The sequence below is a fragment of the Brachybacterium sp. AOP24-D1-21 genome, from assembly GCF_052378665.1.
Classification (GTDB): domain Bacteria; phylum Actinomycetota; class Actinomycetes; order Actinomycetales; family Dermabacteraceae; genus Brachybacterium.
Window position 1 is genome coordinate 1,901,723 of record NZ_JBQSXX010000001.1, and the last position, 26,240, is coordinate 1,927,962.

A 26,240-nucleotide genomic window follows, 5' to 3' on the forward strand; every position below is an offset into this window, starting at 1 on the left:
CGTCGACCCCTTCCCCTTTTCGGGCAAATCGGACATACTGACGTCATGCGAGGGATCATTCTGGCCGGCGGCACGGGGTCGCGACTGCACCCGTTGACGATCGGCGTCTCCAAACAGCTGATGCCGGTTCACGACAAGCCGATGATCTACTACCCGCTGAGCACACTGATGCTCGCCGGGATCCGGGACATCCTGGTCATCACCACCCCGGAGGACAGCGCCGCCTTCCGGCGGGTGCTCGGCGACGGAGAGCGTTTCGGCGTGAACCTTCAGTACACGGTCCAGCACAGTCCTGACGGCCTCGCCCAGGCGTTCACTCTCGGTGAGGAGTTCCTGGACGGCCAGAAGGCCGCGCTGGTGCTCGGCGACAATCTCTTCTACGGCCAGGGGATGGGGGCCCAGCTACGACGCCACCAGGATCTCGAGGGTGCCGCCGTCTTCGGCTATTGGGTGAAGGACCCCACCGCCTACGGCGTCGTGGAGATGAGCGAGGACGGCCGCGCCCTCTCCCTGGAGGAGAAGCCGACGGTCCCGCGGTCCAACCTCGCGGTGCCGGGGCTGTACTTCTATGACGAGACGGTCGTGGAGCGCGCGAAGGCGCTGACCCCCTCGGCCCGAGGCGAGCTGGAGATCACCGACCTGAACCGCGGCTATCTCGAGGACGGCGCCCTGAGCGTCGAGGTGCTCACCCGCGGCACGGCATGGCTGGACACCGGCACCTTCGGCGACCTCGCCGCCGCCGGCGACTTCATCCGCACCGTGCAGCAGAGGCAGGGCCTCTCCATCGGTGCTCCCGAAGAGGTCGCCTGGCGCATGGGCTACCTCAGCGACGCCGAGCTCCGCGAGCGCGCACTGCCGCTGATGAAGTCCGGATACGGCCGCTATCTGCTGGACGCGCTCGAGCGCGAGATCGCGGACCGTCCGCTGCACCTCCACCCCTCGGCAGCGGCGCTGCGGGCATCGGCATGACCGCCCGCCGGCTCCTGGTCACCGGCGGTGCCGGTTTCATCGGCTCCGCCTTCGTGCACCACGTCGTGGCTCATACCGATGACACCGTGACGGTGCTGGACAAGCTCACCTACGCCGGTCACCGAGCCTCTCTCGACGATCTGCCGACGCAGAGGGTGCAGCTGGTGGTGGGGGACGTGGCCGATCCGGCGGTGGTGGATCCGCTGGTGGCGTCGGCCGATGCCGTGGTGCATTTCGCGGCGGAGTCCCATAACGACAACTCGTTGTCCGATCCCTCGCCGTTCCTGCAGACGAACCTGGTGGGCACCTTCACCCTGCTGGAGGCGGTGCGACGGCACGGCACCAGGTTCCACCACATCTCGACGGACGAGGTGTACGGCGACCTGGCGCTGGACGACCCGCAGCGCTTCACCGAGTCCACGCCGTACAACCCGTCGAGTCCGTATTCGGCGACGAAGGCCGGGTCGGATCTTCTGGTGAGAGCGTGGGTGCGCTCGTTCGGGGTCGCGGCGACGATCTCGAACTGCTCGAACAACTACGGCCCCCGCCAGCACGTGGAGAAGTTCATTCCCCGCCAGATCACGAACCTGATCGACGGGATCCGGCCCCGCCTCTACGGCGCGGGGCTGAACGTGCGCGACTGGATCCATGCCGAGGACCACTCCAGCGCGGTGCTGCGGATCCTGGACGCTGGGGAGATCGGCCGGACGTACCTGATCGGGGCCGACGGAGAGAAGAGCAACAAGGAGGTCGTGGAGCTGATCCTGCAGATGATGGGCCGGGAGAGCGATGACTACGACCACGTCACCGACCGCCCCGGCCACGACCTGCGCTACGCGATCGACGCCACGGCACTGCGTGAGGAGCTGGACTGGTCCCCGCGGTTCCGGGACTTCGAGGCGGGCCTCGCGGCGACCATCCTGTGGTACCGCGACAATGAACAGTGGTGGCGACCGCAGAAGGCAGCCACTGAAGCGAAATACCAGCTCGCCGGCCAGTGACCACGGATGCCCCGTCGGTCCGAGCCCGTGACCGAGAGGACCCCATGACCGAGCTCGCAGTCCGCACCACCCCGATCCCGGGACTGCTGGTGATCGATCTTCCCGTGCACGGGGATGCTCGGGGCTGGTTCAAGGAGAACTGGCAGCGGCAGAAGATGGTCGCCGCGGGACTGCCGGACCTCGGGCCGGTGCAGAACAACATCTCCTACAACCAGGCCGTCGGGGTCACCCGCGGCATCCACGCCGAGCCCTGGGACAAGTACATCTCCGTCGCCACCGGGAAGGTGTTCGGGGCGTGGGTGGACCTGCGGGAAGGGCTGAGCTTCGGGACGACGTACTGGCACGAGATCACTCCCGAGGTCGCGATCTTCGTGCCCCGCGGCGTCGGCAACGCCTTCCAGACTCTCGAAGCACCCGCCGCCTACACCTATCTGGTCAACGACCACTGGTCCGCGGCCGCGCAGACGCAGTACACCTTCCTGCACCTGGCCGACGAGACTGCGGCGATACCTTGGCCGATCCCGCTGGAGCAGGCGGAGCTCTCGGCGAAGGACCACGCCCACCCGCGGCTCGCGGACGTCGTCCCGGTCCCGCCGCACCGCACCCTGGTGGTCGGTGGGGGAGGACAGCTCGGCCGGGCCCTGGCCGCGCGGTGGTCGGATCGCCACGACGTCGACGTCGTCGGCCGCGACCGGCTCGACCTCGCCGATCCGGGCTCCCTCGAGGCCTTCGATTTCGCCCCGTACGGCACGATCGTCAACGCCGCCGCCCACACTGCGGTGGACGCCGCCGAGACGCCCGAAGGCCGACGAGAAGCATGGGCGGTGAACGTCACCGGCGTCGGCCACCTGGTCGAAGCGGCCCGCACGCACCGGGCGACGCTCGTGCACGTCTCGAGCGACTACGTCTTCGACGGCGCGCACCCGGTGCACGACGAGACCGAGCCACCGAGCCCGCTGGGGGTGTACGGGCAGACCAAGGCCGCCGGCGACCAGCTCGTCGCGACCCTCCCGGACCACTACCTCGTGCGCACCAGCTGGGTGATCGGGGAGGGGAATAACTTCGTGGCCACCATGGTCGGCCTCGCCGAGCGCGGCATCGACCCCGCTGTGGTGGACGACCAGATCGGCCGCCTCACCTTCACCGTGGACCTCGCCGCCGCGATCGACCACCTGCTCACCACCCGACCGAGCCCCGGGACCTACAACGCCACGAACGACGGAGAGCCGCTCAGCTGGGCGCGCATCGCCGCCGAGGTCTTCGCCCTGACTGGCCACGACCCGGCGCGGGTGAGCTCCGTGAGCACCCATGAGTACTACGCCGGCAAGGACCGCATCGCCCAGCGCCCACCCAGTTCGACGCTCGACCTCACCAAACTCCGGGCCACCGGCCTCACTCCGCGGGACCAGCTCACGGCGCTGCGGGATCACCTCGCCGCATCCCTGGCACTCCCGAGCCGCTGATTCCCGTCTCGGACCGTCTGCCCATCATCCCGAGCAGCGACCGCTGTGGGAGCCTTCTGCCATGACGCACCTCCCCGCCGACAGTCACGTCCACAGCGAGTACTCCTGGGACACGGGAGGCCCCGACTCCGCCGCCCGCGGCACCATGGAGGCCACCTGCGCACGCGCGATGCGCATCGGCCTGCCCGCGCTGTTCTTCACCGAGCACCTCGACCTCGAGGACGCCTGGTTCAGCGACCCGGCGGACTTCGGTGACCACGAACGCCACCTGCTGGGGCCCGACGGTCGGGTCAGCGTCCCCCGCTTCGACGTCGACGGCTACTTCGAGAGCATCGACCGCTGCCGAGTGACATTCCCCGAGCTGCGGATCGGCACCGGGCTCGAGATCGGCCAGCCTCACCTGCGCCTGGAGGCCGTGCAGCAGCAGCTGGACCTCTCCCGCTTCGACCGTCTGCTCGGCTCGCTCCACACCCTCGAGATCGAGGAGGGCCGCGCCGAGCCGGACACCCTCTTCCGTCGCCTGCCGGCGGACGACGTGATCCGCCGCTACCTCGCCGGGGTCCCGGCTCTGGTGGCAGGTGACGAGCCCTTCGAGATCGTCACCCACCTCGACTACGCCCTGCGGTACTGGCCCGAGGAGCTCGAGGGGCCCGTCGATCCCCGGGACTTCGAGGACGAGTTCCGCACCGCGCTGCGCGCCATCGCCCGCAGCGGCCGCGCGCTGGAGATGAACACGCGACGGCTCTGGCCGTGGATGCCCCGGTGGTGGAGCGAGGAGGGAGGTCGGGCGATCAGCTTCGGCAGCGACGCGCATGCTCCCCGGGCCCTCGCCCACGGGTTCCCCGAGGCGGCCGCGATGGTCGAGGCCTTCGGGTTCCGGGCCGGTGCCACCCCCCAGGAGCTCTGGCGCCGCTGACCCGGGGCCGCGGTCGTCGACCACGGTCCCGGAGCGTTCAGAGAGGCACCACCAGCGGCCGTCCGCTCACCGGATGCTCGAGCACCGTGACCCGCTGGCGGTAGACCCGTTCGATCCGTTCCGGCGTCAGGACCTCCTCGGGCGTTCCCAGAGCAGTGAGCGCGCCCTCGGAGAACACGGCGAGCCGGTCGCAGTAGCGGGCCGCGAGGGAGAGATCGTGCAGCACCACCAGCACGCACCGGCCGTCGTCCGCGAGTGTGCGGGCGCGCCGCATCAGGGTCTCCTGATGGCGCAGGTCCAGGGCCGCGGTGGGTTCGTCCAGCAGGACGATCGCCGTGTCCTGGGTGAGGGTGCGGGCGAACACCGCCCGAGCCAGCTCCCCACCGGAGAGCGTGGTCACATCGCGCTCGGCCAGCTCCTGGATCTCGGCGGCGCGGAGCGAGGCGGCGATGAGCTGCTCGTCGCGGTCCGAGGCGTCGTGCGGGGCGCGGCCCATCTCCACCAGCTCATGCACGGTGAAGGAGAACGCCTGGCCGTGCTGCTGGGTCATCACCGAGCGCTGCCGGGCCAGGGGTTTGGCCGGCCAACGGTGCGGCGCGGTCCCGGCCAGCAGGATCTCGCCCTCGGAGGGCACCAGGTCCCCAGCCAGCAGGGACAGCATGGTGGACTTCCCCGCCCCGTTGGGGCCGACCAGTGCGACCAGTTCGCCGGGCGAGGCGTCGAAGCTCACCCCGTCCAGGAGCTGCGCCCCGCCGATGCGGAAGCCGACCTCGCGCACCTGCAGGCACGACGCCGGAGCCGTCGCTGCGCTCATAGCTGCACCGCCCGCGAGCGCAGCACCAGAGCGAGGAAGAACGGCGCGCCGAGCAGTGCGGTGAACAGTCCGATCGGCACCTCCGCCGGTGGGGCGACCACCCGGGAGAGGGTGTCGGCGACGACGATCAGCAGCCCTCCCAGCACGGCGGAGACCGGCAGCAGGGTGCGGTGCCCGGGCCCGCACAGCAGCCGCACGATGTGCGGGACCACCAGGCCGATGAAGCCGATGGTGCCCGTGAAGGCGACGGTGGTGCCCGTCAGCAGCGCGGTGATCACGATGACCAGGCGGCGGGTGGAGTTCACATCCAGTCCCAGGTGCTTCGCCTGTCGTTCTCCGAGGGTGAGCAGGTCCAGGCGCCGCGAGAGCGCGATCAGCAGGGCGATCCCCAGCAGCACCGGGATCGTCACCACCGCCAGCCGCACCCAGGTGATCGAGCCCAGTGAGCCCATCTGCCAGAACACCACGGACTCCAGCTCGTCATCATCGGCGGCGAAGGTGAAGAAGCCGGTGGCGGCCGCGAAACCGGCGCCCACGGCGATCCCCACGAGCAGCAGCCGGGCGGTGCCGGTGCCTGCGGACGGCCGGGCCAGGGCGTAGATCAGACCGGTCGCGAGCAGACCGCCGACGAAGGCGGAGGCCGGCACGATCCACGCCACCAGCGCTCCCGTGAGCGGGGGCAGCAGCACGATCGCGCCGACGGCACCGGTGGAGGCGCCGGCGCTGACGCCGATGATGCCGGGATCTGCGAGCGGGTTGCGGAACAGGCTCTGCAGGGCGGCGCCGGAGACGGCCAGCGCCGCCCCGGTGAGGGTCCCGAAGAGCACGCGCGGCATGCGCAGGTCCATGACCACCGTGGTCTCGAGCGCCCCGGAGCCCGCGCCGACGCCGAGGATCTCGCGCCCGGTGACCGCGAGCACGGTCGCGGGGGTGAGCTCGATCGGTCCGGAGCCGATCGCGAGCACGATCGCGATCAGCAGCACTCCTGCGGCGACGGGGAGTGCCGTGAGGAGCGGGATGCGGCGTGTTCGCTCGGTGCGGGTGCGGCTCACGCCGTGAGGTCGGCCAGCGCCTGGGCGAGTGCGAGCGCCCCGGCACCGACGGCGGAACCGGAGACCTTGATCTGCTCGCTGGGCATGAGCAGGAAGTTCGAGGCCTGCCCGGCGGGGGTCTGTGCGAGTGTGGGGAAGGCGGAGAGGAAGCCCTCGAGGCCGCCCCACTCCTCGAGGTCCCCGGTGCCGGTGATGAGGACATCGGGGGCGAGATCCAGCAGGCCCTCGTCGCTGAACTCGACCGAGTAGCCGCGCAGGCCCGCCTCCGCACCGCAGTTCACCGCGCCGACGGCCTCGAGGATGTCCGCGGCAGCGGTTCCCGTGCCCACCACCGCGTTCGCGCCGCCCGCGCCGGAGGAGGTCACCACCAGCACGCGCAGCTCCTTGGCCGCGTCCCCGGCGGCCGCGGAGGCCTGGGACAGCTGCTCCTCGACCGCGCCCGCCAGCTCCTCGGCGGACTCAGGATCGCCGATGAAGGTGCCGACGGTGCGGATCTTGTCCGCCACCGCCTGCTGGTCGTCGACCACCGCGGCGGAGAGCCCGGCGGAGCGGAACTGCTCGGCGACATCGCCATGACGCTTGACGTTGTTGCCGAGGAAGCAGGTGCCGTCCACGGAGAGCAGCCCCTCGGTGCCGGTCTGCTGGGAGAACTCGAACTGCTCGGGGGCGTCGAGTGCGGCCGGGGCCACGGAATTGGTGGGGGCGGCGTAGATCAGCGCGGAGAGTCCCATCGCCGCGAGCATGTCCGCGATGTCCTCGCCGCCGACGATGGTGCGCGAGAGGTCCTCGATGGTCACCTCAGCACCGGTGCCGTCGGTGACGGTGACCGGCAGCGCCGGGGCTGCGGAGACCGTCGGGGCACCCGTGCCGTCCACCCAGGTCCAGCCCTCGGGCAGATCCGTCGGTGCCCCGGCGGACGGGGCGCCCCCGGTGCCCCCTGCGTCCGAGGGACCCGAGTCGTCGCGGCCGGCGTCCGTGGGCTCGGCGGACCCGCAGGCGGCCAGGGCGGTGAGGGCGGCCAGAGCGGGGGCGGCGGCGAGCAGGTGGCGGCGGGGCAGAGGCATGAGGAAGCGGATCCTTGCTGGACGGGCGGGCGCACCCGCATGACGACGACCTTCGGTGAAAGGTGAGGCTAACCTTAGTGACATCGCTGCAGGCTGGAGGTCGTCGGTGCCGTGATCGTCCTCACTGCGGCTGCGCTGCGGCTGCGCTGCGGAGCGCCAGTGGTGTCGTGCGGCTCGACGTCGACCCGCTCTCGCGGTGGGCGTGATGGCGGTCCTGCACCCTCGGTCCAGTGGTTGGGGTGACCTTGGCTTTCGCACAACCGATCGGTAGCCTGGGTGAGTCGTGGGGGACACCTGGGTGGGGAACTGTGGAGAAGCAGCGCGCTCTGACGCGCTCTGCTGCGCTGTCGAATCTGGGACCACGTCGCATCGAATCGCTCGACGACCCGGAAGGAACGCACATGTCTGTGCCTGGTGGGGGACAGTACCCGTCACAGGATCCGCATTCGCAGGATCCTCAGCCGCACACCGCAGGACCGTCGCAGGAGCCTCAGCAGGCCGGAGACCCGCAGCAGCAGGCACAGCAGCAGCCTCCGCAGCAGCAGCCTCCGCAGGAACAGGCGCAGCCGCAGGCAGGCCCGGCACCTCAGGCGGCGGGCGGTCCCGCGCTCCCGCCGCCGGCTCCTCAGTACGGCCAGCAGCCTCCGCAGAGTGCTCAGCCGCAGCCTGGGACGCCCGCCCCGCAGTACGGCTCCCCGGCCTCCGCGCCTCCGTACGGCTCCCCGGCGTCTGCCGCGCAGTTCGGCACTCCGGCGTCTGCTCCTCAGCACGGATCGCCGGCACCCCAGGGTGCTCCCGTCGGCCCGGGTTCCCCGGCGCCGCAGGGGGTCGCGCCGGCCCCGGTCGTCGCCACGGGGATGACCCCTGAGCAGCTGAAGCAGAAGCTCGACGCCGCCGGCCTGTCCAACCCGCTGCCGTCGCTCGCGGTCGGTGGCATCACCTACCTCGGCGGCATCCTCGTCTCCGTCCTGGCGATCGTGCTGCTCGCGATCGCAGCCGCGATCGCCGACATGGGGAACCCGGTCCAGGCCACGCTCGAGGGCATGGACATCTCTCCGGACGAGACCCTCAGCGGCCTCGCCTCCGCGCTGCGCTTCCCCTTCCAGCTGGTCGCGATGGCGATGCTGGGCTCCCTCGGCTTCAGCAAGACCTTCGACGGAGAGAGCCTCAGCGCCTCCATCCGCCTGCTGCCTGGCGTGGTCACCGTGGTGATGGTGCTGCTGAGCTTCTACGGCGGCCGCTTCGTGCAGCGCCGCCAGGCCGCCGGGAAGCTGGGCATCTGGGTCTCCGCCGCCCTCGCCGGCTTCGTGGTCGCCCTGGTCACGGTGATCGCCGCGCTGATCTTCGCGCAGCCGATCCCTGTCGACGAGGACATCACGCTGCGGCTGCACGCGGCAGGCTTCGACACCTTCTTCGGCGCGTTCCTCCTGCTCACCCTGGCGCACGCGCTCGGTCGGATCAGCCTGCGCGCGCGCCCGGCCTGGTGGCCGCTGGTCACCGACCTCACCGCGGGCTTCAAGCTCGCCCTCACCCATGCGCTGATCGTCACGGTGCTGGCCTTCGCAGGACTCACGGTGGCCACCACCATCCAGGCGCTGATCGACGGGGAGACCCCGCCGATGCTCTACGTGATCCTGCTGCTGCCGCTGCTGGGCGGCTACGTCCTGTCCTACCTCACGGGCCTGGACCTGCTGTCCGCGCTCGGCGTCTCGATCACCGGTCCCGAGCTGTTCGATGAGTTCGGCGTGACCGGAAGCGAGTTCTTCTCGGTCTTCTCGATGCCCTGGTACGCATGGCTGGGCGCGCTGGTGCTGATCCCTGTCGGACTGCTCCTGGCTGCGCTGCTGTGGCAGCATCAGCGGCAGGTGGTCCCCAACAATGTGGTCGCCCTCGCGATCTCGTGGGCTGCGCTGCCCGTGGTCTACTTCTTCGGCGCGCTCGGACTCATGATCCTCGCGCGGTTCTCGACCTCCATGGGGTACTCCGGGTCCTACGGGGAGGGTGAACTGATCGGCGCTTCCGTGGGACTCGCCGCCTGGACCCCGCTGCTCGCGAGCCTGGCAGGCGTGATCGTGGAGCTCCTCTCGCGCTTCGTGACCCCGCTGGCCGCGCCCGTCATCCCGGCCAAGGTGCTGTCCTGGTTCCGGCGTCCCCTGGCACCGGCCCTCGCCGGCGCGGGTGCTTCGACTCCCGCTGCGGGTGCCTCAGAGGCGACGACCGGAGCAGCGGCGGGCGACCCCGCCGGTCACGCCGCCTTGGCGCCGAACGCGCAGGGCATCCCGACCGCACTCGTGCACGACGCGCCGCAGGCCGGTGCCGCGGGTCTCGCCCCTGGCATCTCTTCGACGGTGCAGCCCACGACGCAGCCCACGACCGGCAGCCCTTACGCCACCGTGCCGATGGGCGGCGGAACCGCAGCGGCCCCCGCAGCCGCGCCCGGCCAGGAGCCCGCCCCTGCCGCGCCGCTCTCGCCGAAGGCGCGCAAGCTCCTGGTCGGCGGCGGCATCGCTGTGGGCGGCGCGTTCGTGCTGCTGGTGGGGATCGCGATCGCGTTCAACGTCATCTCCTCCACCGTGTTCTCCCCGGAGAAGCGGGTCGAGGCGTATCTCGGCGCACTGCAGGATGGGAACGCTGCCGAGGCGGTGGAGATCTCGGCCCCGAACGCGCCGACGGCCCAGCAGGTGCTGCTGACCAACGCGATCGCCGGCTCCGCCGAGAACCGCATCAGCAGCTTCGAGATCGTCGACTCCGAGGAGTCCGGCGACGACGACGTGCTGGTCACCGCGACGGTGGTCCAGGACGGTGTGAGGACCACCCGGAACTTCGTCGTGGAGCGCAGCGGCCGTACCGCGCTGGTGTTCCCCGAGTGGCGGATGGGCGAGACCGAGTACGCCTATCTCGCGCTGGAGATCCCGGAGGGGGCGAGCACCCTCCTGGTCAACGGCCAGGAGGTGCCGGTGGAGAGCCTCGCCGCCGAGGAGGGATATGCCGTCGCCGCCGTGCTCCCGGGCCAGTACACCGTGAGCCTGCCGGAGGTCTCGGAGTTCATCGGCTCCGAGGAGAGCGCTGTGTTCGTCCCCGCTGATCCGGAGGGCTGGTACGAGCTGCACGCCGCGCCGACCTACACGCTGAGCGAGGCCGGCACCGCCGAGATCCAGTCCCAGGTCGAGACGGCGCTCGACGAGTGCGCGACGTCCACGGAGGCGGATCCCGAAGGCTGCCCGTTCTCGGCCTGGGCCAGCGGGATGGTCGAGGGCTCCGGCTCCTGGACCATCGGCACCTACCCGACCGTCGAGATCGAGCCGAGGCAGGAGGGGTGGAGCGTGTCCAGCTACGACAGCCCGGGCGAGGCCACCTTCGCGTACCAGCAGGAGGGCTGGAGCGAGGACGATGCACCCACCGACGAGACGGACTCCTCGACGGTCCGCGTCTCGGGGACCGCGGTCCTCGCCGAGGACGGCACCCTCACGGTGGACATCTCGGAGGACAGCGGCTGGTGAGGGACGGCCGGTGAGATGGCCGCTTCATCATCCTGACGACTTCGTCGTCCCGGCGGGTCGTCGGCGCACACGCGCTGCACCGCACTGAGCCGTTCGACAGGACACCGATTCACAGCACAGAGCCCGGCCCCGGCCCCCGTAACGGGGGCCCGGGGCCGGGCTCTGTGCACTCCGGAAGTCGGTCCGGCTCAGCCCATGCGCCTGTCGCTCTTGCGCATCTGCCAGAGGTAGTACGCCGCGAGCAGCGCGAGCAGCAGCGAGGCGTAGATCGCCAGCGCCGAAGCCTGGCCGTACTCCTGCGCCTCGAAGGCGAGGGAGCGGATCGCCAGCGGCACCGTGATCGCCGAGCCGGACGGCCCGCCACCGCCGGTGAGCAGGTAGGGGATGTCGAAGTCGTACGCCGTCCAGATGGTGCGGAACAGCGAGCCGGCCAGCACCACGGGGATGATCGAGGGAAGCGTGACCGTGGTGAAGCGGTGGTACCAGCTGCCGCCGTCGATCGAGACCGCCTCGTACAGATCCTTCGGGACGGACTGCAGTCGTGCCAGCACGATGATGGTGAAGAACGGCGAGTACTTCCACACGTTCACCAGCACGACCGTGGTCATGATCAGGTCGGGGTTCGACAGCCAGCCCAGCGGATCGTCGATCAGGCCCGTGCTCTGCATCAGGTAGTTCACCACGCCCGTGACGTCGTTGAACATGTACTGGAAGATCAGCGCCGCCACGATCGCCGGGACCATGTAGGGGACCAGCACCAGGGTGCGCGCGAAGCGCTGCCCGCGCAGGTTCACGTTCAGCAGCATCGCCACCAGCACACCCACGATCACCTGCAGCACCATGTTCGACACGGTCCAGAGGACGCTGCGCCAGGTCGCCGCGAGCACGAACGGGTCCTGGACGACCGCGATGAAGTTGTCCAGGCCCACGAAGGTGCGCTGCCCGGTGAACAGGTCCACGGAGGAGAAGCTGTTCCACAGGGCGATCACGAAGGGGTAGACGGCGAAGAAGCCGACCAGCAGGAACGCGGGGATCACCAGGAGGTAGGCCAGCGACTTCTCGCCCTTGAGTGCCAGCTGCAGCCGGCTGCGCAGGGTGTGGGGCTTCGCGCGGGGCGAGGGTGGTGGGGCGGAGGTGCGGCCGGAGGGTCCCGACGGGGCGGATGGGGTGGACAGGGAGTTCGTGGTCATGGTGTCAGCCCTTCACGGATCCGTCGGAGATGCCGGAGACGACCCAGCGCTGCGCGACGAAGAACAGCAGCAGCACGGGCAGCACGATGATCACTGCGGCGGACATCAGCAGCCCCCAGGAGGTCGTTCCCATGTGCCCCATCAGCAGGAACACCGCGGGGTTGGCGGTCAGCTTCGAGTTCGTGGTCATCAGGGAGGAGACGAACAGGTATTCGCTCCAGGTGGCGTTGAAGGTGAAGATGCCGGTGGAGACGATGCCGGGGATCGCCTGCGGGATGACCACCCGCAGGAAGGCCCCGAGCCGTGAGCAGCCGTCGATCATCGCGGCTTCCTCGACCTCGACCCCCACGCCCTGGAAGTAGGAGCGCAGCAGCCAGATCGTGAACGGCAGGAAGATGCCCATGTAGAGGACCGTCAGGGCGATCCGGTTGTCGCCCCAGCCGTTGGAGAACAGGAACTGGGTGATCGGGATCAGCACCAGGATCGCGGGCACCAGATAGGCCAGCAGCGAGAGCACGCTCATCGCGCGCACCGCCGGGAGGTCGAAGCGGGTCATCGCGTAGGCGGCCGTGGTGCCGAGCACGAGAGCCCCGATGGTCGCGCCGGCGGAGACGAACAGCGAGTTCCACAGGTACACCTGGAAGTTGTAGAGCTCGAAGAGCGCCTGCACGTGCTCGAGCGTGAGCTCTCGCGGGATCAGCTTCGGCGGGTACGAGACGATCTCGCTGTTGGGGCGCACGCTGTTGATCAGCGCCCACAGCAGCGGGAACGCGCTGACGGTCGCGACGAGGATCAGCAGCAGGTACTGCACCGTCCGCACGAGGACCCGCGCGAGCCGGTGTCGGCTGTGCCGCCGGGGTGTGCGAATGGTGCCGACTGCCGCGGGTCCGGCGGTGGCGGTGACGGTGTTCATGGGGTCCCCTCCGGTCGAGGTGCGATGAGATGGAGCGGGTCAGATGATCTCCGGCTCCCAGTCCGGATTCGCGGTGTGGAACTCGTCGGCCGCGGTGCGCATCTTCTCGCAGCAGTCGTTCCAGGCGTCCTCGGCGGCGCGGCCGTCGATGAGGATCTCCTGGAACATGACGCCGTCATGGGCAGGGGTGGGCCAGATGTTCTGGGCGAAGGGGTTGACATTGGTGCGCTTGGCCTGGAACTCCCCGCCCTCGACCGCACCCATGGCGGTGGATGCGGTCATCGCCTGGGGCACGCAGTCCATGAAGGTCTGGATCCAGTCGCCCTTGTCGGCGAGATAGCCCTCGGTCGCGGAGGCGATCTCCTCCTCGAACTGCACCCGCACGCTCTCGAGCGCCGGCAGCAGATGCCCGGGGACCGTCTTGGCGAACTCGACCGCCTCGTCCCCCGTGGTGAGCGTCTTGAGGAACTCCTTGGCCAGCTCCGGCTCGCCGGTCTCCGCGTAGAGGCCGTACTGCTGGCCGGAGCCGAAGTGGAGCTCGCCGGGCATGTAGTCGCCGGCCGGGATCCGCATCACTCCGGTGACGTCCGCGATCTCCGGGTAGTCGTTGTAGAGGTTGACCCCGAGGCGGCCGGGGAAGGTCGCGAAGGCGGCCTGGCCGGCGGCGTAGGTCGTGACGATGTCGCCGAAGGCGGCATTGTGCAGGGACGTCGGAGCGTTCTTCATGACGGAGACGAAGCGCTCGACGGCGGTGAGCACCCCGGGCTGGTCGAAGGTCAGCTGGCCCTGCGTGTCGAAGTAGTCGTTGCCGGACTGGTAGAGATACGGCGCGAAGAACTGCAGGGGCAGCTGGGCGGTGGAGCCGACGGCCATCGCGATGCCGTTGACGCCGTCCTGTCCGTTGAGCTCCTCGATCGCGCCGAGATAGTCCTCGAAGGTGGTCGGCACCGAGATCCCGGCGCCCTCGAGGAGGTCCTTGCGGTAGTAGACGAGGGAGGCGTTGTTCTGCAGCGGCATGCCGTAGTCGTGCCCGGAGACACGGATGCGGGTGGCCGGCAGGAAGTCGTCCTCGCCGATCTCGGCGACCAGGTCGTCGAGCTCCATCAGGTGCCCGGCGTCGGCGAAGTCCGTGAAGTTCGAGACCGCCGGGGAGAAGATGCCGACGTCCACCTTGTTCTGGAAGGCGGTGGTCAGGTATTGCACCTGGTTGGAGTCCGAGTAGACGGTCACCTCGACCGTGACATCGGGATGCTCCTGGTTGAAGCTCTCGATCGCCAGGTTGTAGAACGCGAGGGTGGCCGGATCGTTCTCGACCGTGTACAGCGGGATCGTCCCGGCACCGCCGCCGCCGGCGCCAGGACCCTGGGGCCCGCCGCCTCCGCAGCCGGCGAGCAGGGCGGTGCCGGAGAGCGCGCCGGCGGCGGCGAGGAAGCCTCGTCGGCCGATGTCGCCGCGACGCAGCTTCTCCTTGAGTGATCCCAGGGTGCGCAGCTGCTGGTCCATCTCGGGCTTCTTCATGGGTGTCTCCTCATCGAGAGCGGAAAAGGGAGGGGGCGTCGGGAGGGTCCTGATGCCGGGTCGTGCGATCAGGGCTGGGGGACGGGCACGCGTCGGTGGTGCTCGAGATGCGCCAGGAACAGCTCGAGGCCCTCGTCATCGGCACGGAGGTCGACGGCGGGGACGAGCAGGGTGAGCACGGCGAGCAGCTGGTCGATGGCCGGGGTGGCGACCCCGACGCGATGACCGATCGCAGCCCACTGGGCGACGCCATGGGGCACATCATCTGCCAGATAGCGGTAGTCCAGCGTGGTGGGTCCGGCCACGTCGGCGAAGCCGGGGTAGCTGGTCAGGCAGTCGACGAGGTTCTCGCCCTGCATGCCGCCCTCGCGGTAGAACTCCAGCAGCCACTCGCGGCCCGAGCGGTCGTCCGCGCCCACGGCGCGGCAGACGGCGCGGCGCTCCTCGTCGACCGCCACCAGCAGGTGCTCGAGCGAGGGGCTGACGCCGTCCCGGTAGAGGGTGAACGGGGCGGCGCTGTCGATCCGCGCCGCGTTCATCAGGGTGATCGGCGGATGGATGATGTGGTTGGTGTTGGACATCGACGTCGTGCGCAGGTCCGAGGCGACCAGTGTGGGCAGGTAGCGGCGGAATTCTGCCAGCAGCGAGCCGGTGAGGAGGTGGTCCGCGGCGGCGAACGGCATGCCCTGCTTGAGGCCGCGCAGCAGGAAGGTGCTCCCCTCGACGGTGCCCGAGACGGGGAAGCCGGTGGTCTCGGCGACCAGCAGGGACTCCTCCTGGGCGCTCACGCGCAGGGCCCCGGCCAGGCCGCCGGGGGCAAGCAGGACCGGCAGGCCCACCAGCAGCGCCCGATGCGCGCTGATCAGCGCCGGCAGTGCTCGCGCCTCGGCCACGATCACGCAGGCGTGGATGTCCGCGTCCTCGACCGAGGTCACCAGGTCGATCTCGGTCCGGGCACCGTCACGGTCGGCGTGCGTGGGCAGCGCCGCGGGCGCATCCTCGGCGAGCACATGGACGCGCTCGCCGGAGGTGGCGGCGGCGAGCACGGCGGTGGCCAGTGCCTGGGGGGCGCCGATCACGAGAAGAGACATCGGTGTCCTTGTCGGTCCGGGGAGTGGCGATGGTCCTCGCAGCAGCGCGGGGCTCGCCTCGTCCTGTCGTCGGGCTGTGGCCTGTGCCACAGCGTGTCGGTAGAGTGGCATGTGAATTGCAGTTGCGTCAAGAGTGGATCCAACAAATATTTCAGTCTGGCATCCGGTCCCGATCTGAGTTAGGTTGCGTACATGGAGCTGCCCCTCAAAGAGAGTCGCGCCGATGTCGCCTACCGGCATCTGAAGCGGGAGATCCTCTCTGCCGCGCTCGCGCCCGACGCCGTCATCGACGAGAAGCTGATCGCTCAGGAGCTGGGCGTCAGCCGGACTCCGGTGCGGCAGGCCACCGGTCGGCTCGCCGCCGAGGGTTTCGTGCGGGTGCTGCCCCAGCGGGGCACCCTGGTCGCGCAGCTCTCCGTCTCCGACATGGAGCAGGTCTACCTGCTGCGCAGCCTGGTGGAACCGGTCGCGGCATCGCTCGCGGCGCAGCGCGCCACCTCCGCGGACATCGACCACCTGGAGACCTGCGAGCGGGAGTACCTCGAGGCCTACGAGGTGGTCGGCAAGGCCCCGGACCACGCCCTGCACACCCGCTTCCACGTGGCGGTGGCCGAGATCGCCGCGATGCCGCGGATGACCCGCATCGTCCGTGAGCTGCAGGAGCAGACCCAGTGGTTCCTGGCTGTGCGCCTCGCCCAGGGACGGCAGGTCCCCAGCCCCCACAGCCATCACCCGCTGATCGAGGCCATCAGAGCGGCGGACGCCCAGCAGGCCCGCGATCTCTCGCGCACCTCGATCCTCACCTCGCGCAGCAAGATCCTCGCAGGTGCGGTGCCCGACGCGGAGCTGCTCCTGGCGACCTCCATGGCCGTTCCCCTCGATGAGCTCGGCGCTCGCTGAGGCCTCCTCGCCGGCATCGCAGCCGCAGAACCCGCCCGCGCAGGACCGCACCATCCGCCCGCACAGCTGCGGTGCCGGAGATGGAGGAGTCGATGACGACTGACCTGGCCACACCCCCACCCCCACCCACCCCCCGACGCACCGTCGCGGTGCTCGGCGGCGGCCCGCGCGGCATCGCCGTGGTCGAGCGGCTGATCGCCAATGCGCAGCAGCTCGCGCTGCCCGGGCTGCGGATCCTGCTGGTGGAGCCCCATCGCCCCGGCGGCGGACGCGTCTGGGACGCCGATCAGCCGTCCCATCTGCTGATGAACACCCTGTGCGCGGACGCCACCCATTTCACCGACGAGAGCGTCGAGCTGCGCGGGCCGGTGCGCCCCGGTCCCACCCTGTACGACTGGGCACGGCTCATCACGGGCGGTGAGATCACCGACCTCGGCTCTCCGCAGCGGCCGCTGGACGACCAGCACCGCGCAGAGGCGGCACGGATGCTCCCGCACTCGCATCCCTCACGCCGTTTCCTGGGCGGATACCTCGAGTGGTGCCATGCCCGGGATCTCGCGGAGGCGCCGGCGGAGATCGAGGTCGAGCACGTGAAGGGCACGGCGACGGCACTCGCCCCCTCGGCCCGGGGATGGCAGATCGACGTCCGCTGCGAGGGGCCGCCGGCCGGGATCGGCACGGAGCCGTCGGCCCCTGCAGTGCCCCGCTCGGAGTCCCCCGCGGCGCCCCGCCCCGTGACGCTCGAGGCGGACGCCGTCGTGATCGCCACCGGCCACTCCGACACGGAGACCGTCGGGCGCGGCGCGGCGATCGCCGAGTCCGCCACCGCCGCGGACCTCTGGTACGGCCGACCCACCAGCCCGATCTCCCAGCGCGAACTCGACGGCCTCGAGGCCGGGGAGACCGTGATCGTGCGCGGCCTCGGTATGAACTTCTTCGACTACCTCTCCCTGCTTACCCTCGGCCGCGGGGGCGTGTTCCGGGCCGATCCGACAGGGCGCGACGCCCTGGAGTACCTGCCCAGCGGTCGGGAGCCGCACCTGGTGGTCGGTTCCGGGCGCGGGATCCCCTACCGGGCCAAGGGACGGTTCGGGCAGATGACGCCGGTCTTCCCCAAGCACTTCCAGACCTCGCAGCTGCTCGCGGAGCTGCGCGACCAGGCCGCCGCGGGGACTGGCGTGGACTTCCTGACCGAGCTCTACCCGGCGATCATGAAGGACGCCGCCCGGCTCCACTACACAGTGCTCGCCCGGCAGCGTCCCGCCGCCCTCACCGGTGGGGTGCAGGAGATCCTCGATGCCCTGGAGGAGCACGACTGGGCTTCCGCCGAGCTGGAGCAGAGCATCGCGCGGATCGTCCCCACGGCCGCCGACCGCCTCGAGGTGGGTGCGCTGGATCGCCCGCTCGACGGGATCGAGCTCGAGACCCCGGAGGCGCTGCGACGCTGGTGGCTCGAGGACCTGCGGCGCGACGTGCACGAGGCGAACCTCGGCCTGGACAGCCCCTTGAAGTGCGCGAGCGTCCAGATCGGGGCCGGCCGGGGCCCGCTGCGCACCCTGGTGCGCTACGGAGGGGTGCGCGGCCCCTCGTATCGGGATCATGTCGAGGGATGGTTCCGCGGCTTCGCGGGGATGCTGGCCTCCGGCCCTCCTGCCCGTCGGATCGATGAGCTGATCGCGCTGGTCGAGGCGGGCGTGGTCCAGCCGCTGGGGGCACGGATGAACGTCGAGGTGCGCGATGGAGGCTTCGTGGCCTCCTCCACCAGCGTGCCGGGGCACGAGCACCGGGCGAGGGCCCTGCTCGAGGCGCATCTGCCTCCGGCGGACCTCCGCCGCAGCGCGAACCCTCTGCTGCAGGATCTGCGGGACCACGGTCGGGCACGCCCCTTCGTGATCCCTGATCGCGCCACGGCCACGGCCACGGCCACGGCCACGGCCACTGCCACGGCCGCGGCGACCGCCGCCGTCGGTGTCACCGGGGTGGAGACCGGTGCGCTCGACGTCGGGCCGCCCCCGTACCGCGTGCTGGATCGCAGCGGGCAGGAGCAGGCAGGGCTGTATGCCGTCGGCGTGCCCCTGGAGTCCCTGCTGTGGGGGACGCAGCTGCAGCCGCTGGCGCGCACGAACTCCCGGTTCCTGCGGGAGATCGACGAGGTCGCCCGTGATGCACTGGTCCCCGGCCTCGACAGCCGCAGGATCTCGGAGGCCGCGGAACCGGAGCTGGAACATTCCGAAGAGAGCGTCTGAGCAGGACGGACATCACCAGCGCTCCCCTCTCGGGGAGCGAGGACGAGGAGGAGCAATGCGCGCACTGCGCAAGGTCGCAGCCGGTGCCGGGCTGGAATGGACGACGGTCGAGGAACCCGGCTGCGGAGCCTGGGACGTCAAGGTGCGGGTGCTGCGTGCCGGCATCTGCGGCACCGACCTGCACATCCTGGCCTGGGATGCCTCGGCCGAGGCGATGTGCGACTCGGTGCCCTTCACTCCCGGCCACGAGTTCTACGGCGAGGTCGTCGAGGTGGGGGAGGAGGTCAGCGACGTGCGCGTCGGCGACCGCATCTCCGGTGAGGGCCATGTGGTGTGCGGGATGTGCCGCAACTGCCGGGCCGGCCGGCGCCAGATGTGCATCCGCACCCGCTCCGTGGGAGTCCAGCGCGACGGGGCCTTCGCGGAGTACGTCACGGTCCCGCACCAGAACGTGTGGGTGCACGAGCACGATGGCGGCGAGGAGCTGATCAGCCCCGAGCTCGGAGCCGTCTTCGACCCGCTGGGCAATGCGGTGCACACCGCGCTGAAGTTCCCGGTGGTGGGGGAGGACGTGCTGATCACCGGCGCGGGCCCGATCGGGCAGATGGCGGCCGCCGTCGCCCGCCACGCCGGCGCCCGCTACATCACCATCACGGACGTCTCCCCTGAGCGCCTGGCGATGGCCGAGGGCTGCGGCGCGGATCTGGTGCTGGACGTGGCCAGCATGAAGGTGCGCGACGCTCAGCGCAGCCTGGGCATGCGAGAGGGCTTCGACGTGGGGCTCGAGATCTCCGGACAGGCCCGGGCCCTGCAGGAGCTGATCGAGAACATGAACCACGGGGGCAAGATCGCGCTGCTGGGCCTGCCCTCGCAGCAGTTCGAGATCGACTGGACCATGGTCGTCACCCGCATGCTCACGCTGCAGGGGATCTACGGTCGCGAGATGTTCGAGACCTGGAACGCGATGTCCGCGATGCTCAGCACCTCCGAGACGCTGCGCGCCGCGATCACCCGCACCATCACCGATGTGCTCCCCGCCACCGAGTGGGAGCACGGCTTCGAGATCGCGAAGGCCGGCACCGCCGGCAAGGTCGTGCTGGACTGGAGCATGCTGGACGGCTGACGCGTCCGGCTCCTCTGACCCGTCCGACTCCTCGGACCCACCTGACCCGCCTGACCAGCCTGACCTCTCTGACCCGTCGGCCGCTCCGCGTCCACGCACCGGCCGCACCCCGCCACCCCCGCTTCAGAGCACACCCTCGGAAGGACCCCCGATGTACACCGACCTCAAGGACCAGCTGACCGCCGAGCTCACCGAGATCGAGCAGGCCGGCACCTTCAAGCACGAGCGGGTCATCACCACCCCGCAGGCCGGCCGGATCACCGCCGGGCCCGTGGGTCGAAGGAGCGCCGAGGTGCTGAACTTCTGCGCCAACAACTACCTCGGGCTCGCCGACCATCCCGAGATCATCGCGAGCGCGAAGCACGCCCTGGACGGGAGGGGCTTCGGCATGGCCTCGGTGCGCTTCATCTGCGGCACCCAGGACCTCCACCTGGAGCTCGAGGCCGCCGTCTCGGACTTCCTCGGCACCGAGGAGACGATCCTGTTCTCCTCGTGCTTCGACGCCAACGGCGCCGTGTTCGAGCCCCTGTTCGGGAAGGACGACGCGATCATCTCCGACGAGCTGAACCATGCGTCCCTGATCGATGGGATCCGGTTGTCCAAGGCGGCCCGCTTCCGCTACCGCAATGCCGACCTCGAGGACCTGCGCACCCAGCTCGAGGCCGTCGCGGCGCTGCGGGAGGGCAGGGGCGCACGTCGCACCCTCATCGTGACCGACGGCGTCTTCTCCATGGACGGCTTCCTCGCCCCGCTCGAGGGGATCTGCGATCTCGCCGAGGAGTTCGGAGCGCTGGTGATGGTGGACGACTCCCATGCCGTCGGCTTCATGGGCGCCACCGGCGCGGGCACCCCCGAGCACTTCGGGGTCTCCGACCGCATCGACATCTACACCGGCACCTTCGGCAAGGCGCTCGGCGGCGCGAGCGGCGGGTACGTCTCCGGCCGACGCGAGATCGTGGCGATGCTGCGCCAGAAGGGACGCCCCTACCTGTTCTCCAACTCGCTCGCCCCTTCGATCGTCTCGGCGACCCTCACCGCCCTCGAGCTGGTCGAGGGCAGCGCCGAGCTGCGCGGCACCCTGTTCCGCAACGCCGAGCTGTTCCGCCGGCGGATGGGCGAGGAGGGCTTCGAGCTGCTGCCGGGCGAGCACGCGATCGTGCCGGTGATGTTCGGGGACGCGGCGCTCGCGGGCCGGATCGCCGACGCGATGCTCGAGCACGGTGTCTACGTCACCGCCTTCTCCTATCCCGTGGTCCCGCAGGGCAAGGCCCGGATCCGGGTGCAGCTCTCCGCCGCCCACACCGAAGAGGATGTCGAGGCCGCGGTGCAGGCCTTCGTCGATTCGCGAGCTGCCGTCCAGGGCTGAGACAACGCTGAGCCGGGGGCGGCGCCGGGCTAGGCCGGGCGAGGCCCAGCCCGGGGCGGCGGGCCTCAGTCGCCCAGTCGCATCCAGTCGTCCGTGCGCACCCGCAGCCCCAGGCTGATCGCGCGCAGCACCATGAACAGGAAGTTGCAGGCCAGCCACAGCATCGCCAGGCCCAGCGGTCCTGCCGGCGCCCACCAGGCCACCAATGCGGCGCCGGGCAGGATCGCGATCGCGATCAGGCTGCCCACCTTGGCGAGGTAGGGGGCGTCTCCCGCCCCCATCAGCACCCCGTCCAGCACGAACACGTACCCGGCGATCGGCTGGGTGATCACCAGCACCCACAGTGCGACGCGCAGGCTCTCCTGCACCGCGACATCCGGGGTGAAGAGCCCGGGGACCACATAGCTCGCCCCGAGCAGCAGCACGGAGACCGCGGCGCCCCCGCCCACGCCCCAGACCATCAGGCGCCGGGTCACCGCGTGCACGGTGCGCGGGTCGGAGGCGCCGAGGTATCTGCCGGCCAGTGCCTGGCCGGCGATCGCGAGGGAATCCAGCGCCAGCGAGAGCACGGTGAAGACGGTGGTGGTCAGCTGATGCGCTGCCAGCTGCACATCGCCCAGCCGGGTGGCGACCACGGTGGCGGTGATGATGACGGCCTTCAGGCCGAGGGTGCGCACGAACATCGGCACCGCATCGCGACCCACCGCGATGAGGTTGCTCAGGTGCGGGGTGAGCGGGATCTGCTCGCGCCGCGAGCGGGTGATGATGACACCGAGCAGCGCGAGCGCCATGCCCCACTGGCAGATGATGGTGCCGATCGCGGACCCGGCGATCCCGAGGTCCAGCCCGAAGATCAGGATCGCGTTCAGGGGGATGTTCGCGAGCGCGCCGCCCACGGCGACCACCAAGGGCAGCTTCGCGTCCTGCATGCCGCGCACGAGCCCGGTCGCGGCTTGCACGGCGAGCATCGCGGGCAGGCCGTAGGCGCTGATGTGCAGATAGATCACCGCTTCGGCGAGCACCTCCTCGGAGGGTCCGAAGGCGGCCAGCATCGGCTCCCCGGCGACCAGCAGGCCGAGGGCGGAGACGGTGCCGACGATCAGCGCGAGCCAGCAGGCGTCGATCCCGCGGGAGATCGCCTCGCGGGTGCGCCCGGCGCCGAAGGAGCGGGCCACGGCGGCCGTCGTCGAGTAGGCCAGGAAGATCGCCAGGCCCACGATCGTGGTGAGCACGGTCGAGGCGAGTCCGAGCCCGGCCAGGGAGGTGGTGGAGACGCGGGCGATGAAGCTCGAGTCGACGAGGATGAACATCGGCTCGGCGACCAGCGCCCCGAGGCTGGGGATCGCCAGGCGCAGGATGTCGCGGTCGACCGTCCGCCGTGCGTTCTCCTCGTGGGGGGAGTCGTCGGGGGCAGGAGAGGCGGTCACCCTCCTATTGTGCGACGAGGCCTGCGACGTTCGTCGGATCCGCCTGCTCAGGTCCGCGTGAGAGAGTGCGCACGGAGGACTGGGAGCCAGGGCCGCAGGTGCGGTGGTGGGCCGCTCCTCCCCGTCGCAGAAGATCCCTGAGGAGCAGGATGAACCGCCTGGCCACGCTGAGCCTGAACAACCGGTCCTTCATCGCATTGGTGTGCATCGCCGTGTCGATCATCGGCGTCTTCGTCATGACCACGATGCGCCAGGAGCTCATCCCCTCGGTGTCGCTCCCGCAGGTCCAGGTGATGACCGTCTCCCCGGGCTCCTCCTCCGAGCAGGTCCGTGACCGGATCACCGCTCCCGTCGAGCAGTCCCTGAGCGGGCTCGAGAACGTCGAGGCGACCTCGTCGAGCTCGCAGGCGGGCATGTCGATGGTCACCGTCGAGCTCACCTACGGCACGGACATCGCCCGCTCCTCGAACCAGGTCGACGCCGCGCTGACCCGCATCGAGGATCAGCTGCCCGAGGATGCCGACCCGCAGGTCATCTCCGGCGGCACCAGCGACCTGCCGGCCGTGGTGCTGTCCGTCTCCTCGGATCTGGACCCCTCCGACCTCGCCTCCCGGCTCGAGGCCTCGGTGACCCCCGAGCTCGAGCGCGTCAGCGGCGTCTCCTCGGTCGCCGTGATCGGCGCCCCCGAGGAGATCGTGCGGATCACCCCGGACGAGGACGCGCTGGCGGAGCACGGCCTCGCCGAGGGTGACATCACGACCTCGCTGGACGCGAGCGGTCTCTCGTTGCCCGGCGGCTCCGTCGTCGATGAGGACCGCACGCTGGACGTGGTGCTCGGCCAGGGCGTGGAGAGCATCGAGAGCCTCGAGGCGATCGTGCTGATGCCCGCCGAGGGCGGCCAGCAGGCAGAGGACGGCCAGCAGGCAGAGGAGGGCCAGCAGGGCCCGGACGGCCAGCAGCAGCCCGACGCGCAGCCTCAGCAGCCTGCTCAGCCGGTCACCCTCTCCGAGGTCGCGACCGTCGAGCGCACCACGCAGGAGGCCACCTCGATCTCCCGCACCAACGGGCGCGAGTCCCTGGTGCTGATGGTCACCGCGACGGTCGACGGCAACGTCGTGGACGTCTCCGAGGGCGTCGAGGGGGTGCTCGCGGACACTCTCTCGGGCGTCGGCGGGAACGCGGAGGCCGACGTCGTCTTCGACCAGGCACCCTTCATCGAGGAGTCGATCCTGGCGCTCGCCGAGGAGGGCCTGCTGGGTCTGCTCTTCGCCGTCGGCGTGATCCTGCTGTTCCTGCGCCGGGTGCGGCCGACGGTGGTCACCGCGATCTCGATCCCGACCTCGCTGCTGATCGCGTTCATCGGCATGTACGTCACCGGGTACACGCTGAACATGCTCACCCTGGCGGCGCTGACGATCTCGATCGGCCGTGTGGTCGACGACTCGATCGTGGTGATCGAGAACATCACCCGTCACCTCGCCTATGGCAAGACCAAACGCCGAGCGATCCTCGACGGCGTCAAGGAGGTCGCCGGCGCCATCACCGCCTCGACGCTCGCCACCGTGGTGGTGTTCCTGCCGATCGCGGTGGTCGCCGGGATGGCCGGGGAGCTGTTCCGGCCCTTCGCCCTGACCGTCGGCATCGCGATGCTGTCCTCGCTGCTGGTGGCGCTGACGATCGTGCCGGTGCTGGCCTACTGGTTCCTGAAGCCCCCGAAGGGCCACGAGGACGTCGACCCCGACGATCCCGCGCAGGTCACCGCGGCACGCGAGCGGGCCGAGGCCAAGGAGGAGAGCACCTGGCTGCACCGGATGTACGCCCCGGTGCTGCGCCTGGTGCTGGACACGCTCCCGCGCCGCCTGATCACCGTCGGCGCCTCGATCCTGGTGCTTGTGGGCACCGTGTTCCTGATCCCACTGGTGAACATCAGCTTCCTCGGCGACACCGGGCAGAACATCGCCTCCCTCACCCAGACCCTCCCCGCCGGCAGCAGCCTCGCACAGTCCTCGGACAAGGCCGCCGAGAGCGAGGAGGCGCTGCTGGAGGTCGACGGCGTCGAGACCGTCCAGACCACCATCGGTGGTGGCGGTTTCGGTTTCGGCGGCGCTGCGAGCAACGAGGTCAGCTTCTCGATCACCACTGATCCCGACGCGGATCAGGAAGCCCTGCTGGACGAGATGGTCACGACCCTCGAAGCCCTGCCCGAGCCTGGCACCATCGAGGCCGCGGACATCGCCTCGCCCACCGGCTCGAGCTCGGTGGACATCCTCATCACCGGACCCACCGCCGAGGCTCGGCAGAGTGCGAATGATGCGCTCCTCGCCGAGCTCGACCCGCTGCCCAGCGGCGTGGCCGAGGTGGGCAGCGATCTCCAGGCCGACCAGCCCACTGCCGTGGTCACCGTCGATCGGGAGGCCGCTGCACGCATGGGGCTCACCGAGGAGGCCGTGATCGGAATGGTCGCCCAGCAGATGTTCCCCGGCGCGATCGGATCCATCACCCTGGACGACAACGAGCTGGACATCTACGTCGCCGGCGGCGAGAGCGTCGACACCTTCACCCAGCTGCAGGACCTGCAGCTGATGGGCACCATCCCGCTGACGGACGTGGCGAGCGTCGAGGAGGAGCTCTCCCGCCCCTCGATCGCCACCCAGGACTCCCTGGAGACCGTCACCGTCTCGCTCACCCCCGCGACGGAGGATGTCTCCCAGGCGACCGCGACCGCGAACGCCGCGATCGAGGACGCGGAGCTGCCCGAGGGCGTCGAGGCGACTCTCGGCGGCACCGCGGCGGACATCGACGAGACCTTCGGCCAGCTCGGCATCGCGATGCTCGCCGCGATCCTGCTGGTGTACGTGCTGCTGGTGTGGATCTTCAAGTCCCTGATCCAGCCGCTGATCCTGCTGGTCTCGATCCCGTTCGCGGCGATCGGCTCCCTGGGTCTGCTGGTGATCACCGGGGTCCCCCTGGGCCTGCCCTCGATGATCGGCCTGCTGATGCTGGTGGGCATCGTGGTCACCAACGCGATCGTGCTGATCGACCTGGTCAACCAGTATCGACGGGACGGGATGACGCTCGACGAGGCCCTCCATCAGGGCTCGGCCAAGCGTCTGCGCCCGATCCTGATGACCGCCGCCGCGACCATCTTCGCGCTGATCCCGATGGCGCTGGGCATCACCGGCAACGGCGGCTTCATCGCCCAGCCGCTGGCCGTGGTGGTCATCGGCGGCCTGATCTCCTCGACCCTGCTGACCCTGGTGATCGTGCCGGTGCTCTACCGCATCGCCGAGGGCCCGGGGGAGCGCAGGCGGGTGCGCGACGAGGAGCGGCTGGGACAGCTGCGCGAGAGCCGTGCGCAGGCCGAGAACGAGAAGCGGGAGCGCCGCGAGGCCGAGCAGCGGTCGCAGGCGCGAACTGCGTGGGGCGAGGCCGGACCGGCAGGAGCAGACCCTGCTCGCCGCGACGATCGTCCCGGTGGTCCTGACCATCTGGGTGGCGCTGACCACCCTGGCGGCGCTGATCGTCGCGGTGGCGCTGACCGTCCCGGTGGGACCGTGGTCACGAGCCTCGAGACGGGCGCCCATGGCCGCCGCCGGTCCCTCAAGGAGCGCGGCGGACTGGTCGGGATCGTGAAGCGGCGGCTCGGGCGGGGCTGACGGAACGCGCGGCCCTCCCCGCCTCAGCCCC

At 70.3% G+C, this 26,240-nt stretch carries 18 protein-coding genes; 10 read left to right on the plus strand and 8 right to left on the minus strand.

Annotated features, from left to right (window positions below; all coding sequences use genetic code 11):
• Nucleotides 1-45: 45 nt before the first annotated feature.
• From rfbA to ACT3UF_RS08540, 4 genes are all read left to right on the plus strand, one after another.
• Complete coding sequence (gene rfbA / locus ACT3UF_RS08525; RefSeq protein ID WP_444601009.1) at nt 46-969, plus strand: glucose-1-phosphate thymidylyltransferase RfbA; 924 nt, start codon at nt 46-48, stop codon at nt 967-969.
• A complete protein-coding gene (rfbB, locus tag ACT3UF_RS08530) occupies nt 966-1,970 on the plus strand; it encodes a dTDP-glucose 4,6-dehydratase (RefSeq protein WP_444601010.1) in 1,005 nt (334 codons plus the stop codon). Before rfbA ends, rfbB begins: the two co-directional genes overlap by 4 nt.
• Nucleotides 1,971-2,014: 44 nt before the next feature.
• Complete coding sequence (locus ACT3UF_RS08535; protein ID WP_444601011.1) at nt 2,015-3,433, plus strand: sugar nucleotide-binding protein; 1,419 nt, start codon at nt 2,015-2,017, stop codon at nt 3,431-3,433.
• A 61-nt stretch (nt 3,434-3,494) separates the two neighbouring features.
• Entirely contained in the window at nt 3,495-4,349 is an 855-nt protein-coding gene (locus tag ACT3UF_RS08540) for a PHP domain-containing protein (protein WP_444601012.1), read from the plus strand.
• 37 nt (nt 4,350-4,386) lie between these two features.
• Here the strand turns inward: ACT3UF_RS08540 and ACT3UF_RS08545 are convergent, their stop codons facing one another.
• The 3 genes from ACT3UF_RS08545 to ACT3UF_RS08555 are packed head-to-tail and all read right to left on the minus strand — an operon-like array spanning nt 4,387 to nt 7,279.
• Nucleotides 4,387-5,163, minus strand: coding sequence for a heme ABC transporter ATP-binding protein (locus tag ACT3UF_RS08545; protein WP_444601013.1), 777 nt, complete (start codon nt 5,161-5,163; stop codon nt 4,387-4,389).
• The gene (locus tag ACT3UF_RS08550) at nt 5,160-6,215 is read right to left on the minus strand and encodes a FecCD family ABC transporter permease (protein ID WP_444601014.1); all 1,056 of its coding nucleotides are present in this window, start codon (nt 6,213-6,215) and stop codon (nt 5,160-5,162) included. Before ACT3UF_RS08550 ends, ACT3UF_RS08545 begins: the two co-directional genes overlap by 4 nt.
• Nucleotides 6,212-7,279 carry an ABC transporter substrate-binding protein gene (locus ACT3UF_RS08555; RefSeq protein ID WP_444601015.1) on the minus strand — a complete coding sequence of 356 codons (1,068 nt, stop codon included), beginning with the start codon at nt 7,277-7,279 and terminating at the stop codon, nt 6,212-6,214. Before ACT3UF_RS08555 ends, ACT3UF_RS08550 begins: the two co-directional genes overlap by 4 nt.
• A gap of 857 nt (nt 7,280-8,136) precedes the next feature.
• Here ACT3UF_RS08555 and ACT3UF_RS08560 point away from each other — a divergent pair.
• Nucleotides 8,137-10,779, plus strand: a complete 2,643-nt coding sequence (locus ACT3UF_RS08560; RefSeq protein WP_444608259.1) for a hypothetical protein — start codon at nt 8,137-8,139, stop codon at nt 10,777-10,779.
• A 188-nt stretch (nt 10,780-10,967) separates the two neighbouring features.
• On the opposite strand, the gene ACT3UF_RS08565 is transcribed toward ACT3UF_RS08560, so the two are convergent.
• From ACT3UF_RS08565 to ACT3UF_RS08580, 4 genes are all read right to left on the minus strand, one after another.
• Nucleotides 10,968-11,969 carry a carbohydrate ABC transporter permease gene (locus tag ACT3UF_RS08565; protein ID WP_444608260.1) on the minus strand — a complete coding sequence of 334 codons (1,002 nt, stop codon included), beginning with the start codon at nt 11,967-11,969 and terminating at the stop codon, nt 10,968-10,970.
• 4 nt (nt 11,970-11,973) lie between these two features.
• Nucleotides 11,974-12,882 (minus strand): carbohydrate ABC transporter permease, encoded by a 909-nt coding sequence (locus tag ACT3UF_RS08570; RefSeq protein WP_444608261.1) that lies wholly within the window; start codon nt 12,880-12,882, stop codon nt 11,974-11,976.
• 39 nt (nt 12,883-12,921) lie between these two features.
• Nucleotides 12,922-14,400, minus strand: coding sequence for an ABC transporter substrate-binding protein (locus ACT3UF_RS08575; protein ID WP_444608262.1), 1,479 nt, complete (start codon nt 14,398-14,400; stop codon nt 12,922-12,924).
• A 68-nt stretch (nt 14,401-14,468) separates the two neighbouring features.
• Nucleotides 14,469-15,491, minus strand: a complete 1,023-nt coding sequence (locus tag ACT3UF_RS08580) for an NAD/NADP octopine/nopaline dehydrogenase family protein (RefSeq protein ID WP_444608263.1) — start codon at nt 15,489-15,491, stop codon at nt 14,469-14,471.
• Nucleotides 15,492-15,683: 192 nt separating this feature from the next.
• On the opposite strand from ACT3UF_RS08580, the gene ACT3UF_RS08585 reads away from it, so the two are divergent.
• The 4 genes from ACT3UF_RS08585 (at nt 15,684) to ACT3UF_RS08600 (ending at nt 21,126) form a co-directional block, all read left to right on the plus strand.
• Nucleotides 15,684-16,391 (plus strand): GntR family transcriptional regulator, encoded by a 708-nt coding sequence (locus ACT3UF_RS08585; protein WP_444608264.1) that lies wholly within the window; start codon nt 15,684-15,686, stop codon nt 16,389-16,391.
• A gap of 92 nt (nt 16,392-16,483) precedes the next feature.
• Nucleotides 16,484-18,637, plus strand: coding sequence for an FAD/NAD(P)-binding protein (locus tag ACT3UF_RS08590; protein ID WP_444608265.1), 2,154 nt, complete (start codon nt 16,484-16,486; stop codon nt 18,635-18,637).
• Nucleotides 18,638-18,692: 55 nt separating this feature from the next.
• Nucleotides 18,693-19,760 carry an L-threonine 3-dehydrogenase gene (gene tdh, locus ACT3UF_RS08595; RefSeq protein ID WP_444608266.1) on the plus strand — a complete coding sequence of 356 codons (1,068 nt, stop codon included), beginning with the start codon at nt 18,693-18,695 and terminating at the stop codon, nt 19,758-19,760.
• A 151-nt stretch (nt 19,761-19,911) separates the two neighbouring features.
• On the plus strand, nt 19,912-21,126 hold the full coding sequence (locus ACT3UF_RS08600; RefSeq protein ID WP_444608267.1) for a glycine C-acetyltransferase: 1,215 nt from the start codon (nt 19,912-19,914) through the stop codon (nt 21,124-21,126).
• A gap of 65 nt (nt 21,127-21,191) precedes the next feature.
• Here the strand turns inward: ACT3UF_RS08600 and ACT3UF_RS08605 are convergent, their stop codons facing one another.
• On the minus strand, nt 21,192-22,553 hold the full coding sequence (locus ACT3UF_RS08605; protein WP_444608268.1) for an MATE family efflux transporter: 1,362 nt from the start codon (nt 22,551-22,553) through the stop codon (nt 21,192-21,194).
• A gap of 149 nt (nt 22,554-22,702) precedes the next feature.
• Between ACT3UF_RS08605 and ACT3UF_RS08610 the strand changes: the two genes are divergently transcribed.
• Nucleotides 22,703-26,209, plus strand: coding sequence for an efflux RND transporter permease subunit (locus ACT3UF_RS08610; RefSeq protein ID WP_444608269.1), 3,507 nt, complete (start codon nt 22,703-22,705; stop codon nt 26,207-26,209).
• The last annotated feature ends 31 nt before the right edge of the window (nt 26,210-26,240 follow it).